The sequence below is a fragment of the Pseudomonas sp. XP1 genome, assembly GCF_053557675.1.
In genome coordinates this window covers 27783-40767 of record NZ_JBNRIJ010000016.1, presented here as the reverse complement: position 1 = coordinate 40767, position 12985 = coordinate 27783, and the positions used below count along the sequence as shown (strand labels likewise).

General features: G+C 61.6%; 16 protein-coding genes. 2 read left to right on the top strand and 14 right to left on the bottom strand.

Annotated features, from left to right (window positions below; translation table 11 throughout):
- Positions 1-6: 6 nt before the first annotated feature.
- The 12 genes from tolA to ACK1U9_RS15505 all read right to left on the bottom strand — a co-directional run bounded on the left by tolA (position 7) and on the right by ACK1U9_RS15505 (position 9337).
- The gene (gene tolA / locus ACK1U9_RS15560; protein WP_046617158.1) at positions 7-1104 is read right to left on the bottom strand and encodes a cell envelope integrity protein TolA; all 1098 of its coding nucleotides are present in this window, start codon (positions 1102-1104) and stop codon (positions 7-9) included.
- Positions 1104-1556, bottom strand: a complete 453-nt coding sequence (tolR, locus tag ACK1U9_RS15555) for a protein TolR (protein ID WP_196173963.1) — start codon at positions 1554-1556, stop codon at positions 1104-1106. The genes tolA and tolR overlap by 1 nt, the downstream gene beginning before the upstream one ends.
- 14 nt (positions 1557-1570) lie before the next feature.
- The gene (gene tolQ, locus ACK1U9_RS15550) at positions 1571-2266 is read right to left on the bottom strand and encodes a protein TolQ (RefSeq protein WP_015271471.1); all 696 of its coding nucleotides are present in this window, start codon (positions 2264-2266) and stop codon (positions 1571-1573) included.
- 2 nt (positions 2267-2268) lie between these two features.
- The gene (gene ybgC / locus ACK1U9_RS15545; RefSeq protein WP_015271472.1) at positions 2269-2721 is read right to left on the bottom strand and encodes a tol-pal system-associated acyl-CoA thioesterase; all 453 of its coding nucleotides are present in this window, start codon (positions 2719-2721) and stop codon (positions 2269-2271) included.
- A gap of 125 nt (positions 2722-2846) precedes the next feature.
- Positions 2847-3893, bottom strand: coding sequence for a Holliday junction branch migration DNA helicase RuvB (gene ruvB, locus ACK1U9_RS15540; RefSeq protein WP_108480111.1), 1047 nt, complete (start codon positions 3891-3893; stop codon positions 2847-2849).
- Positions 3890-4507 (bottom strand): Holliday junction branch migration protein RuvA, encoded by a 618-nt coding sequence (gene ruvA, locus ACK1U9_RS15535; RefSeq protein ID WP_015271473.1) that lies wholly within the window; start codon positions 4505-4507, stop codon positions 3890-3892. Before ruvA ends, ruvB begins: the two co-directional genes overlap by 4 nt.
- Before the next feature lie 109 nt (positions 4508-4616).
- The gene (ruvC, locus tag ACK1U9_RS15530) at positions 4617-5141 is read right to left on the bottom strand and encodes a crossover junction endodeoxyribonuclease RuvC (RefSeq protein WP_004375291.1); all 525 of its coding nucleotides are present in this window, start codon (positions 5139-5141) and stop codon (positions 4617-4619) included.
- Between the two features lie 185 nt (positions 5142-5326).
- Positions 5327-6073 carry a YebC/PmpR family DNA-binding transcriptional regulator gene (locus tag ACK1U9_RS15525; RefSeq protein ID WP_046616204.1) on the bottom strand — a complete coding sequence of 249 codons (747 nt, stop codon included), beginning with the start codon at positions 6071-6073 and terminating at the stop codon, positions 5327-5329.
- Positions 6074-6187: 114 nt separating this feature from the next.
- Positions 6188-7963 carry an aspartate--tRNA ligase gene (gene aspS, locus ACK1U9_RS15520; RefSeq protein ID WP_449109994.1) on the bottom strand — a complete coding sequence of 592 codons (1776 nt, stop codon included), beginning with the start codon at positions 7961-7963 and terminating at the stop codon, positions 6188-6190.
- A 95-nt stretch (positions 7964-8058) separates the two neighbouring features.
- Positions 8059-8280: an FmdB family zinc ribbon protein gene (locus ACK1U9_RS15515; RefSeq protein WP_003254776.1), complete on the bottom strand. Its 222-nt coding sequence runs from the start codon at positions 8278-8280 to the stop codon at positions 8059-8061.
- A gap of 92 nt (positions 8281-8372) precedes the next feature.
- Complete coding sequence (locus ACK1U9_RS15510; RefSeq protein ID WP_024087590.1) at positions 8373-8702, bottom strand: ribbon-helix-helix domain-containing protein; 330 nt, start codon at positions 8700-8702, stop codon at positions 8373-8375.
- A gap of 161 nt (positions 8703-8863) precedes the next feature.
- The gene (locus ACK1U9_RS15505; RefSeq protein ID WP_025340264.1) at positions 8864-9337 is read right to left on the bottom strand and encodes a Dps family protein; all 474 of its coding nucleotides are present in this window, start codon (positions 9335-9337) and stop codon (positions 8864-8866) included.
- 277 nt (positions 9338-9614) lie between these two features.
- On the opposite strand from ACK1U9_RS15505, the gene ACK1U9_RS15500 reads away from it, so the two are divergent.
- On the top strand, positions 9615-10208 hold the full coding sequence (locus ACK1U9_RS15500) for a cold-shock protein (protein WP_085600991.1): 594 nt from the start codon (positions 9615-9617) through the stop codon (positions 10206-10208).
- 62 nt (positions 10209-10270) lie between these two features.
- Here ACK1U9_RS15500 and ACK1U9_RS15495 read toward each other — a convergent pair whose 3' ends face one another.
- Together ACK1U9_RS15495 and ACK1U9_RS15490 are read right to left on the bottom strand one after the other, a co-directional pair.
- Positions 10271-10477, bottom strand: coding sequence for a SlyX family protein (locus tag ACK1U9_RS15495; RefSeq protein ID WP_025340266.1), 207 nt, complete (start codon positions 10475-10477; stop codon positions 10271-10273).
- Position 10478: 1 nt separating this feature from the next.
- On the bottom strand, positions 10479-10898 hold the full coding sequence (locus ACK1U9_RS15490; RefSeq protein WP_046616207.1) for an HIT family protein: 420 nt from the start codon (positions 10896-10898) through the stop codon (positions 10479-10481).
- Positions 10899-11590: 692 nt separating this feature from the next.
- Here ACK1U9_RS15490 and ACK1U9_RS15485 point away from each other — a divergent pair.
- On the top strand, positions 11591-12856 hold the full coding sequence (locus ACK1U9_RS15485) for an OprD family porin (RefSeq protein WP_108480107.1): 1266 nt from the start codon (positions 11591-11593) through the stop codon (positions 12854-12856).
- The last annotated feature ends 129 nt before the right edge of the window (positions 12857-12985 follow it).

Below are 12985 nucleotides of genomic sequence, written 5' to 3'. Positions count from 1 at the left end.
GTTTAATCACAACGCTAGATCCTCAGGTGTAAATGTCATCTTGAACGAACGATATTGGTTGAAATCGCTCGGCTTCATACCCTGCATCTCGGTCAGTCGACCGATGTTCTTCACTGCTGCCACCGCCGAGCTGTCGTACGGGCCGTCACCACTGGACCGGGCCACGCTGACGCTGGTGATGGTACCGTCCGGCAACATGTTGATCTGCAGGACCACCGTCATGCCCTTGCGCGCGGAAGGCGGACGTGCCCAGCCCTCGGCCGCGCGCATGCGGATCAGGTCGTCGAAGTCGCCGGCCACCTGGTCACCCTGCTCGTCGGCCAGCGCCTGCTGCCGTTCGGTGGTATCGGACAACAGCTCGGCCAGGGCCTGGGCTTTCTTGTCTTCCGCCGCCTTGCGGGCCGCTTCCTGTGCCTTTTTCTTCTGGGCATCTGCAGCAGCCTTTTTCTTGGCCTCTTCAGCTGCCTTCTTCTTCGCTTCCTCGGCCGCCGCTTTCTTCTTGGCGTCCTCGGCTGCTTTCTTCTTGGCCTCTTCGGCCGCCTTTTTCTTGGCGTCCTCGGCGGCTTTTTTCTTCGCCTCTTCAGCGGCCTCTTTCTTGGCCTCTTCCTCGGCTTTTTTCTTTTCTTCCTCGGCCTTCTTCTTGGCGATGTCGGCCTGCTGCTTCTCGGCAGCCTTCTTCGCCTCTTCGGCCTTCTTGGCTTCTGCGGCTTTCTTGGCCTCTGCGGCTTCGGCAGCTGCCTCGGCTTTCTTGGCTTCGGCGGCCTCGCGAGCCTCTTCGGCCTTTTGAGCGGCGTCGGCTTTCTTTTGTTCCGCGGCCTTCACGGCCTCCTGCTCGACCTTCTTCTGTTCCAGCTGCTCGACCTCGGTCTGGCGCGAAGCGGTTTTCTTCGCTTCCCCGGCAATCTTCTGATTGGTCTGGGTGGTCGCCTGGCTCTTGGACTTGAGCTGGTACAGGGTAGCCTGGACGATCGGCTTGGATGGCGGCAGCTCAGGCGTCATGGCAAAACTGACGAACAGCAGGGCGAACACCAGCACATGCAGGCCGATGGCCCAGATACTGGGCCAGAAGTAGCTTTCCGAGGCGGATGGCTCTCGCTGTTGCATCAGGGCGCCTCGGTAATCAGGCCAACGTTACCGACACCGGCCTTCTGCAACCCGCCCATGGCACCCATGACCGCGCCATAGTCGACAGCCTTGTCGCCACGAATGAACACCTGGGTCTGCTTGCCCTGGTCACGGCCGGCGGCAATGATCTTGGTCACCGCGTCGGTCATGGCAGGCAAGGTCATGGCCTTGTCCATCTGCTTGTCGGTATCGACTTCGCTGCCAAGGTTCCAGTAGTAGGTCTTGTCGGCCCTGATGGAGATGGTGAGGATCTGGACGTTGTTGTCCTGCGGCAAGGCTTCACTGGATACCTTGGGCAGGTCTACCTTCACGCCCTGGTTGAGCATGGGCGCCGTCACCATGAAGATGACCAGCAGTACCAGCATCACGTCGATGTAGGGCACCACGTTCATCTCGGCGACGGGCTTGCGTTTGTGGCGAACTCGGGCCATGGGCTTCTACCTGATTACTCTTCGCTGGTGTGCACTTTGCGGTGCAGGATCGCCTGGAACTCGTCGGCGAAGGTGTAGTAACGGCCGATCAGCACTTCGCTGCGGGCAGAGAAGCGGTTGTAGGCGATAACCGCCGGGATTGCCGCGAACAGGCCGATGGCGGTGGCGATCAGCGCTTCGGCGATACCCGGGGCAACCGTGGCCAGGGTGGCCTGCTGGGCGCTGGCCAGGCCGCGGAAGGAGTTCATGATGCCCCATACGGTACCGAACAGGCCGATGTACGGGCTGGTCGAACCGACGGTGGCCAGGAATGGCAGGCTCTGCTCGAGCTTTTCTTCCTCGCGCGAGATGGCTACGCGCATGGCACGGGCAACACCCTCCATGACCGCGTCCGGGTCGACGCCCGGCTGCTGGCGCAGGCGCGAGAATTCCTTGAAGCCGGCACGGAAGACCTGCTCGACACCGGAATCCGGGTCTGGGTTGCTGCCTGCCTGGCGGTACAGCTTGGACAGGTCGATGCCCGACCAGAAGCGCTCCTCGAAGGCATCCAGCGCACGACGACCGGCGCGCAGCATGGTGCTGCGCTGGAAGATCATGACCCATGAGGTGACCGAGGCGGCCACCAGGGTCAGCATTACCAGCTGTACCAACACGCTGGCATTGCTGACCAGACTCCACATGGAGGTATGGTCGACGACGTTAGCTTCCACGCTTATTCTCCTGCATTCGATTGAGTACCCGAGCCGTCCGCCGCAAAGGCGTCACGCAGCTCCGGGGGTATGGCTCGGGGTTTGAAAGTGTCGGCGCGCACGGCGGCCACCAGGAACTGCCCTTCGCAGAGCAGCGTTTCATCTTTTTCCCGCCAGACCTGCTGCACGAAGCGCAGGCTGGCGCGATTGAGTTCAAGTACTTGCGCGGTGACCCGCAGCTCGTCGTCCAGCCGCGCCGGCGCGTGATAGCGCGCTTCGCTGGAGTGGACCACGAACAGCAGGTTGTCTTCAGCCAGCTGCGCCTGTGAAAAACCCAGGTGCCGCAGCCGCTCGGTACGCGCGCGCTCCATGAATTTCAGGTAATTGACGTAATACACCACGCCACCGGCATCGGTATCTTCGTAATAGACGCGACAACGGTGTGCGAAAGGTTCCAGGCCATTTTGCGCGCGCATACTCTAGTGCTTACTCCTCAGCTTGCCAATCCGCTGTGGCAACTGTTTTTTCTTCATTAATGTCTTATTGCCAGCGCACCCTCGGCATGCCAGCGGTAGGACCACGAAAAGCCGTTTTCGATCTGTCACTCATCGCCCATTTCGGAAAAATCCCCACCCTCCCCCAGGCGCCCGGGTACGTTCAGGCCAAAGTGCAGGTAGGCATGCCGGGTGACCACGCGGCCGCGCGGCGTGCGCATGATGTAGCCTTGCTGGATCAGGTACGGTTCGAGCACGTCCTCGATGGTGTGGCGCTCTTCACTGATGGCCGCGGCCAGGTTGTCCACGCCGACCGGGCCACCGTCGAACTTCTCGATCATGGTCAGCAGCAAGCGGCGGTCGGAGTGGTCGAAACCGCGCTCGTCGACGTCCAGCAGGTTGAGCGCCATGTCGGCCACGGCCTTGGTGATCTGCCCCTTGCCGCGCACTTCGGCGTAGTCGCGCACGCGGCGCAGCAGGCGGTTGGCGATACGTGGCGTGCCACGAGCCCGGCGGGCGATCTCATAGGCACCCTGGTCTTCGATGGCCAGGCCAAGGATGCCGGCCGAACGGCTGACGATGGTGGCCAGGTCCTTGTCGCTGTAGAACTCCAGGCGCTGGACGATACCGAAACGGTCCCGCAGCGGGTTGGTGAGCATGCCGGCACGGGTGGTGGCGCCAACCAGGGTGAACGGCGGCAGGTCGAGCTTGATCGAACGGGCCGCTGGCCCTTCGCCGATCATGATGTCGAGCTGGAAGTCCTCCATCGCCGGGTACAGCACCTCCTCGACGACCGGTGACAACCGGTGGATCTCGTCGATGAACAGCACATCGTGCGGTTCGAGGTTGGTCAGCATCGCAGCGAGGTCACCCGGGCGCTCGAGGATCGGCCCCGAAGTACTCTTGACCGACACGCCCATTTCCTGGGCGATGATGTTGGCCAGGGTAGTCTTGCCCAGGCCGGGTGGGCCGAAGATCAGCGTGTGGTCGAGCGACTCGCTGCGGCCACGGGCGGCCTGGATGAACAGCGCCATCTGCTCGCGCACCACCGGCTGGCCGATGTACTCGTCCAGCCGCAGCGGGCGGATCGCACGGTCCTGGACTTCTTCACGGTCGCGGCCACTGGCGGCGATCAAACGGTCGGCTTCGATCACTTGGTAATCATCCCTTTCAGGCTGCGGCGGATCAGTTCCTCACTGCTCAGGCCGGCCTTGTCCTTGATCGCGGCGATCGCCTTGCTGGCTTCCTGCGGCTTGTAGCCCAGCGAAACCAGGGCGCTGACGGCATCGGCTTCGGCTGTGGATGCACTGGCGACCGGCAGCGGCCCATCAGAGACCAGGGTGAACATGGCCGGGGAAGTTTCCCAAGCCTTGAAGCGATCCTTGAGCTCGACCAGCAGGCGTTCGGCGGTTTTTTTGCCGACACCAGGCACGCGCACCAGGGCCGAGGTGTCCTGGGCCTGCACGCAGCGCACCAGTTCGTCCACTTCCAGCCCGGACATCAACGCCAGGGCCAGCTTCGGCCCTACGCCATTCAGGCGGATGAGCTCGCGGAACAGCTCGCGCTCGCGCTTTTCGGCAAAACCGTAGAGCAGGTGAGCATCCTCGCGCACCACCAGGTGGGTGTGCACGGTGACGGGTTCGCCCACCTTGGGCAGACGGTACAGCGTGGTCATGGGAACTTCCAGTTCATAACCCACGCCGTTGACGTCGATAATCAGGTGCGGCGGCTGTTTTTCCGCCAGGGTGCCGCGCAAACGTCCAATCACGTTCCGATCCTTCCTCTCGGGGAGCCGGTCAAAGACCGCTCAACCCTATCAGCAAATGCAGCGGGTGAACGCATCACCCGAACAAAATGTGTATCAGCGCATGAAGCGCCTACAGACGCAAGCGCCCGCCGCGTCGCCGTGCCGTGGCCAGGCCATGCGGCACCAGGCTGGAGCGGGTATGCGCGTGGCACAGGGCGATGGCCAGGGCGTCGGAGGCGTCGATCTGCGGTTTCTGCGTCAGTTTCAGCAGGTGCATGACCATCATCATCACCTGCTCCTTGTTGGCCCCACCAGTACCGGCTACCGCCTGCTTGACCTGGGTGGCGCTGTATTCGGCGATTTCCAGGCCGGCTTCGGCGGCGGCGACGATGGCCGCACCACGGGCCTGGCCGAGCTTGAGCGCCGAATCGGCGTTACGGGCCATGAATACCCGCTCGATGCCCATGGTGACCGGGCCGTGCTGGGCGATGATTTCACCCACGCCACGAAAAACGATCTGCAAACGTTCGTGCAGCTCGCCGCTGCCGGTGCGAATGCAGCCCGACGCCACGTACTCGCAACCACGGGCGGTCTGGCGTACCACGCCATAGCCGGTGATGCGCGAGCCGGGGTCGATACCAAGAATCAGAGTCATAGTGCCTGTCGAAAAGTTGATGCATCTCTGCAAACTGTACCGGCCCTTTCGCGGGTAAACCCGCTCCCACAGGTACTGCACCGCTCTTGAAGCTGGTGCAGTACCTGTGGGAGCGGGTTTACCCGCGAAAGGGCCGGTACAGGCGCTGACAAACTTGAAGAACTGGCCTGGATCGCCAGGATACCTTAGCCGAGGTTTTCCATGATCTCGTCGGAAATCTGGGCATTGGAGTAGACGTTCTGCACGTCATCGAGGTCTTCGAGCATGTCGATCAGCTTGAGCACCTTTTCGGCACCCTCCTGGTCGAGTTCGGCGCTGGTGGTCGGCTGCATGACGATTTCCGCGTCAGCGGCCTTGAAGCCCGCCTCTTCCAGCGCGTTGCGCACGGCATAGAAGCTGTTGAACGAGGTGAACACGTCGAACGAGCCGTCGTCGTTGGCCACCACGTCATCGGCATCGGCTTCCATCGCCGCTTCCATCAGCGCATCTTCTTCAACGCCCGGGGCAAAGCTGATCTGCCCCTTGCGCTCGAACAGGTAGGCCACCGAACCGTCGGTACCCAGGTTGCCACCACACTTGGTGAAGGCATGACGCACGGCAGCGGCGGTACGGTTGCGGTTGTCGGTCATGGCCTCGACCATGATCGCCACGCCACCCGGGCCGTAACCTTCGTAGCTGAGCTCTTCGACGTTGTCGCTTTCGTTGGTGCCGGCACCACGGGCCACGGCACGATCGATGATGTCGCGGCTCATGTTGGCGCCCAGTGCCTTGTCCAGCGCCAGGCGCAGGCGCGGGTTGGATGCCGGGTCAGCACCACCCTGCTTGGCAGCGACCGTCAGTTCGCGGATCCACTTGGTGAAGATCTTGCCTCTCTTGGCATCCTGGCGCTCTTTGCGGTGCTTGATGTTCGCCCACTTGGAATGACCAGCCATAACGACTCCGAATCCTTTGAATCACAAACAGCCCCGCCCCAGTAAGGGGCGGGGCGGGAAATTGCCTGCGCCGAAACGCAAAGGCGCATCCATGTGGATGCGCCCGGGGACTGCTTACTCGACCTTGGTCTGTTCGCGCAGTCGGATGTGCAGCTCGCGCAGGGCCTTGGCGTCGACCATGCCAGGGGCCTGGGTCATGACGCAAGCGGCGCTCTGGGTTTTCGGGAAGGCGATCACTTCACGGATCGACTGGGCGCCAGTCATCAGCATGACCAGGCGGTCCAGGCCGAAGGCCAGGCCACCGTGAGGCGGCGCACCGAACTTAAGGGCGTCGAGCAGGAAGCCGAACTTCTCTTCTTGTTCTGCCGCCTCGATGCCCAGCAGGCGGAACACGGCCTGCTGCATCTCTTTACGGTGGATACGGATCGAACCGCCACCCAGTTCGGTACCGTTCAGGACCATGTCGTAGGCACGGGACAGGGCCACGGCCGGGTTGGCCTCGAGCTCTTCCGGGGTGCACTTCGGCGCGGTGAACGGATGGTGCAGCGCGGTGAAGCTGCCATCCTCGTTCTCTTCGAACATCGGGAAGTCGACCACCCACATCGGTGCCCATTCGCAGGTCAGCAGCTCGAAGTCGTGACCCAGGCGGATACGCAGCGCGCCCAGGGCTTCGCTGACCACCTTGAACTTGTCGGCACCGAAGAACACGATGTCGCCGTCAACGGCGCCAACGCGGTCGAGGATGGTGTTGAGGTTGGCCTCGGGGATGTTCTTGACGATCGGCGACTGCAGGCCTTCGACGCCCTTGGCGCGCTCGTTGACCTTGATGTAGGCCAGGCCCTTGGCACCGTAGATGCCGACGAACTTGGTGTACTCGTCGATCTTGCTGCGCGGCATGCTGGCGCCGCCTGGCAGGCGCAGGGCGGTGACGCGGCACTTGGGATCGTTGGCCGGGCCGGCGAACACCTTGAAGTCGACATCCTTGAGCTGGTCGGCGACGTCGACCAGTTCCAGCGGAATACGCAGGTCCGGCTTGTCGGAGCCGTAGCGGCGCATGGCTTCTTCGAAGGTCATGTGCGGGAATTCGCCGAATTCCAGGCCCAGCACTTCCTTGAACAGCTTGCGGATCATGCTTTCGGTCAGGCCCATGATCTCGCTTTCATCGAGGAAGCTGGTCTCGATGTCGATCTGGGTGAATTCCGGCTGGCGGTCGGCACGCAGGTCTTCGTCACGGAAGCACTTGGCGATCTGGTAGTAGCGGTCGAAGCCGGCGACCATCAGCAACTGCTTGAACAGCTGCGGCGACTGCGGCAGGGCGAAGAAGCTGCCGGCGTGGGTACGGCTAGGCACCAGGTAGTCACGTGCGCCTTCCGGGGTGGCACGAGTCAGGATCGGCGTCTCGACGTCGAGGAAGCCGTTCTCGTCGAGGAAGCGACGGATGCTGCTGGTGATGCGCGAACGCAGGCGCAGCTTGTCGGCCATTTCCGGGCGACGCAGGTCGATGAAACGGTAACGCAGGCGGGTTTCCTCGCCGACGTCGGAGTATTCGTTCAGCGGGAACGGCGGGGTTTCCGCTTCGTTGAGCACGTTCAGCTGGTAGCCGAGGATCTCGATGGCGCCGGAAGCCATGTTGGCATTCACCGCACCTTCAGGGCGCTTGCGGACCTTGCCGGTGATCTGCACGACGTATTCGCTGCGCACGCGGTCGGCAGCGGCGAAGGTTTCGGCGCGATCCGGGTCGAACACGACCTGGGCCATGCCTTCGCGGTCACGGATGTCGAGGAAGATCACCCCGCCGTGGTCGCGGCGACGATGGACCCAGCCGCAAAGGGTGACTTCCTGGCCGTCCAGGCTCTCGTTCAGTTGGCCGCAATAATGGCTGCGCATCATGATGGTGGTTTCGCTTCTCGTGATTCGTGTATTCGGTGGAGGCCTTGGCCGCCCGGAGAGGGCTAATACTGCAAGACCCGGTCACAGCATTCAACTCAGTCGGCCTTGTCGCCGCCTGCCAGATTCTTTTTCGCCCCGGTCTTGAAGTCGGTTTCGTACCAACCGTTACCGCTCAGGCGGAAGCCGGGCACCGACAACAGCTTCTTCAGCGCCGGCGCCTGGCAGGCCGGGCAATCGGTCAGCGGCGCGGCGCTGATCTTCTGCAGCACTTCCATGCGGTGCTCGCAGGATGCACATTGATAGTCATAAAGGGGCATGGGTGTCTCTCGTCAACCACAACGCTGGCTGCCGGGGCAGCAAAAAGCGGGATTATATATGGTTAGCAAGCACTGCGCAGCCCGCCAGGCGATCAGCGCACACTTGGCGGGTCCAGCAGCCAGGCGACGCAGATCACCCTGATCAGCCCGCTGAAGTTGCGCACCCCACCCTGGCGCAGGTGTACCTCGCGATCGACGTAGGACAGCACCGCGCTAACCGAGCAGCGGTTGGCCGCGGCGATGCGCTCCAGGATACCCCAGTAGACGGCCTCCAGCCGCAGGCAGGTGGAAAAACCGTTGAGCCGCACCGAGCGTGACACCGGCTGGGTCTGCAACATGTCGAAATCCGCCTTGAACGGGTCGATGCACTGTTTACCTGGCCAACGCCCCTGGCCAGCCACACGTTTGCTTGCTTGCATCATGCGCCACACTTCCTCGTCACAGGTACCAGGTGGCCTATGAAGCGCTGATGGGCGAGCTTAAAGCAGTGGCAAAATCTTCCTGCACAAAATTGCGCAGAACCTGTAGGAGCAGCCCATCGCGACACAAGGCCGCTCCTACGGGCCGGTACAGCGCAGGGTATCTACTTGCCGTCGAGCAGCACCCGCAGCATCCAGGCGGTTTTTTCGTGCACCTGCATGCGCTGCGTGAGCAGGTCGGCGGTCGGCTCGTCACTGACTTTGTCCACCACAGGGAAGATGCTGCGCGCGGTACGCACCACGGCTTCCTGGCCCTGGACCAGCTGGCGGATCATCTCGTCGGCAGGCGGCACCCCTTCTTCCTCCTTGATCGAGGAGTGCCGCGCATAGAATGCATAGGCTCCCGGTGCCGGGAAGCCCAGGGCGCGGATGCGCTCGGCGATCGAGTCGACCGCCAGTGCCAGTTCGTTGTACTGCTCTTCGAACATCAGGTGCAGGGTGCGGAACGACGGACCGGTGACGTTCCAGTGGAAGTTATGGGTTTTCAGATACAGCACGTAGGTATCCGACAACAGGCGGGACAGCCCATCGACGATGGACTTGCGATCTTCTTCACTGATACCGATATCGATTGCCATGAAGTTCCCCTTTCCATAAGGCTTGAGACCCAAGCGGGTGCCGACCACTTTAGCAACACTTGGCACACGCCGCATGTGACATGGCGCAACACATCGCCCGTCGCGGCCTGCGGTTTGAGTAGCCTGCGGCTTTACTGTTAAATAGGCAGGGTGCCACCCGTGCGGCTTGTCATTGCCGGGTGCATAGGCTGGCTACCGCGTGTTCGCGCTCTACACCTCATGCGCACCGTGCTGCCAGCTCTTCCTGTGATCGGCCTTATCAACTGTGAGCCAACCCATGTTCAAGATCGTCCATCTGGTGACGGGCGTGGCAGCCTTGCTGCTATCGCTCATACCCAGCCTGAAAACCGATGCTTCACCCTTCCTGCAACAACCCGACGCGGTGTACCTGAGCCTGCTCGGCCTGCTCAACCTGGTGCTGGCCCCGGTCGTGCCACTGTACTACCGCGGCGCGCGGCAGCAGTTGCAGCATTTGGCCTGCGCCCTGCTGGTAGTGGCGGTGGTGCTGCAGACCCTGACATTGCTGGCCCGCCCGGAAATGGGCAACCTGGCCGCACTGGTCTGCGCGGCGCTGGCCGTGGCCGTGCACCTGGCCGTGGGCTTCGCCCGCAGCCCGCGCAAGGCCCGCGCCAGCCAACATGCTGCGCAGGATACCGGCAATCGTGATACCGGTACCGTGAAGTGGTTCAACACATCCAAGGGCTTCGGCTTCATCTCCCGCGACTCGGGCGATGATATCTTCGTGCACTTTCGCGCCATTCGCGGCGAAGGCCACCGCATCTTGGTGGAAGGCCAGCGCGTGGAGTTTTCCGTTATGCACCGCGACAAAGGCCTACAGGCCGAGGATGTGGTTGCGGTAACCCGCCGCTGATCTGACTGCAGAAACCATCCCCTGCAGGAGCGGGCATTCCCGCTCCTGCAGGGTTTCAGGTATCAATAATGAGGCGGTGGCGCCTCGTCCCCTTCGCTGCCGTACTGACCAACCATCTCTTCGTAACGCTTGATCAGCTCGGCCATCTGCAACTGCAGCCGCTCGATCACCCGCCCTTGCTCGACCACCACGTCATTCAGCGCCTGGATGGTGTCATCCTGGAACGCCTGGCGGGTTTCCAGTTCGACCACTCGCGATTCAAGCGACATGTCAGGCCTCCTGGTAGCCGGCGAGCTGCAGCCCGCGCAAGCGCTGGCGAATCGCTTGCACCTGATCGTCGGTGTAGGCCACTGCCGGGCACTTGCCCCACACCGGTGCCGGCCAGGCCGCGTCGTCGCGCTGGCGCACGATCACGTGCATGTGCAACTGGCTGACCACATTGCCCAAGGTGGCCACGTTCATCTTGTCGGCGCTGTAGCTGGCTTTCAGCGCTTCGGCCAGGTTGGTGGTTTCCTGCCACAACTGCTGCTGCTCCGCAGCATCGAGCTCGAACAGTTCGCTGATGCCGGCGCGCTTGGGCACCAGGATGAACCATGGGTAGTTGGCATCCTTGCTCAGCAGCAACTGGCACAACGCAAATTCCCCCAGCACCAGCGAATCCTGCTGCAAACGCGAATCGAGGACGAACACGGCAAATCTCCTTCAGGCAGAACCAACCCGCGTCACGCGGAAAACAGACCTGCAAGGATACCGTGCACGCTCCCGGTAACACAGCGCTACTTTTCGCACCAAAATGAGGCTGCCGGCACACCTCGCACCACACTTGCCACCCCACAGGTGACGCTGCATGAACAAGTTGCGGTAACACATTGACTTTCATGACAGCTTTTCAAATTTTAATGATTCTTGACTGTAATACCCCGCCAGGCGGCTCTCGCCCCGTGTTTACGGCACTTTCCGACCCCCGGTAGCAGGTTTTGTGAAAATTTCATGAAGCGTTGCGAATTTTGAGCACGCTTGTTGCATTCCTTTCACGCCAAGTCGGCACGACATCTGCATCGGCAGGTGTACGCGACAAATAACAACAGCGGCATTGGTTACCAGGGAGTTTCCGCAACCGGAATCGGTAGTTACAGCTTCGTTACGGTGAAAGAAACAGCGCTGGAGTTGTACGGCCCTTAAACCGGGGCGTGATTTGCGACATGGAAATACCTAAAAGCGACATGGTGAAAAAGTTCCGAAAAGGATGTTTATACCCATATCGCCAACAACAGTCTGCGTGCTATACATTTTCGCCGACATAACAAGAAAGAGCTGCCCCATATAACTAGAAAACTTGGACGCAGCGGTACTCTTCCTAAAAACCAAAGGAGCAAATCACGATGCGCGTGATGAAGTGGAGCATGATCGCCCTGGCCGTTGCGGCAGGGACCTCGCAGTTGGCAGTGGCCTCTTCCCAGGACGAGTCCAAAGGTTTCATCGAAGACAGCAAGCTGAACGTCAAGACCCGCATGCTGTACTTCAGCCGTGACTTCCGTAACAACGAAGGCGGCCAGAGCCGTCGCGAAGAAACCGGCCTGGGCTTCCTCGGCACCTTCGAGTCCGGCTTCACCCAGGGCACCGTGGGTGTGGGTGTCGATGCCATCGGCATGCTCGGCCTGAAACTGGACAGCGGCAAGGGCCGCGCCGGTACCGGCCTGTTCCCGACCGGCTCCGACGGCCGTTCGCAGGATGACTACTCCAAGGGCGGTGGTGCGGTTAAGTTCCGTATCTCCGACACCGTGCTGAAAGTGGGTGACCAGTTCACCGCACTGCCGGTCTTCGCTACCGACGACAGCCGCCTGCTGCCAGAAATCGCTCAGGGCACCCTGATCACCAGCAACGAGATCGAGGGCCTGACCCTGCATGCTGGTCACTTCACCAGCCTGACCGCCCAGGAGCAGACCAACCGCGACAGCTTCGGCCTGAAGGAAGCCAACGTGGTCGGTGGTACCTACGCCTTCACCGACAACCTCAGCACCAGCCTGTACTACTCGAAGGTCGAAGACTACTGGCGCAAGTACTACGCCAACGTCAACTGGGCACTGCCGATCTCGGACAAACAAGGCCTGGTGTTCGACTTCAACATCTATGACACCAAGAGCGAAGGCTCGGCCGATTACCTCGCATTCGATGGCGACAAGCTGGACAACCGCGCGTTCAGCCTGTCGGGCGCCTACAACATCGGCGCTCACACCTTCACCCTGGCCTACCAGAAAGTCACCGGCGACGGCGACTATGGCTATGGCATCGACGGTGGCGGCACCATCTTCCTGGCCAACTCCGTGGCCCGTTCCGACTTCAACGCCGAAGACGAGAAATCCTGGCAGGCTCGCTACGACCTGAACTTCGCCGAATACGGCATCCCGGGCCTGACCTTCATGACCCGTTATGTACGCGGTACCGACGCCAACGTCGCCGGCACCAGCAACGGCAAGGAATGGGAACGCGACGTCGATATCAAGTACGTACTGCAGAGCGGCCCGGCGAAAGACCTGAGCTTCCGCGTACGTCAGGCCACCTACCGCTCTTCCGATGGCGTTTACTACGATTCCCCATCGATCGACGAACTGCGCCTGATCGTGGAGTACCCGCTGAGCATCCTGTAAGCCTGGCTTGCAGTGCCCCGCACCTGAAAAAGCCCGGCGATCACGCCGGGCTTTTTCTTGGCTGACAAGTGTCACGCCCTGGGGCATCCTGTACGCCTTCGTTTCGCCCCCGTACAATGCGGGGTCATT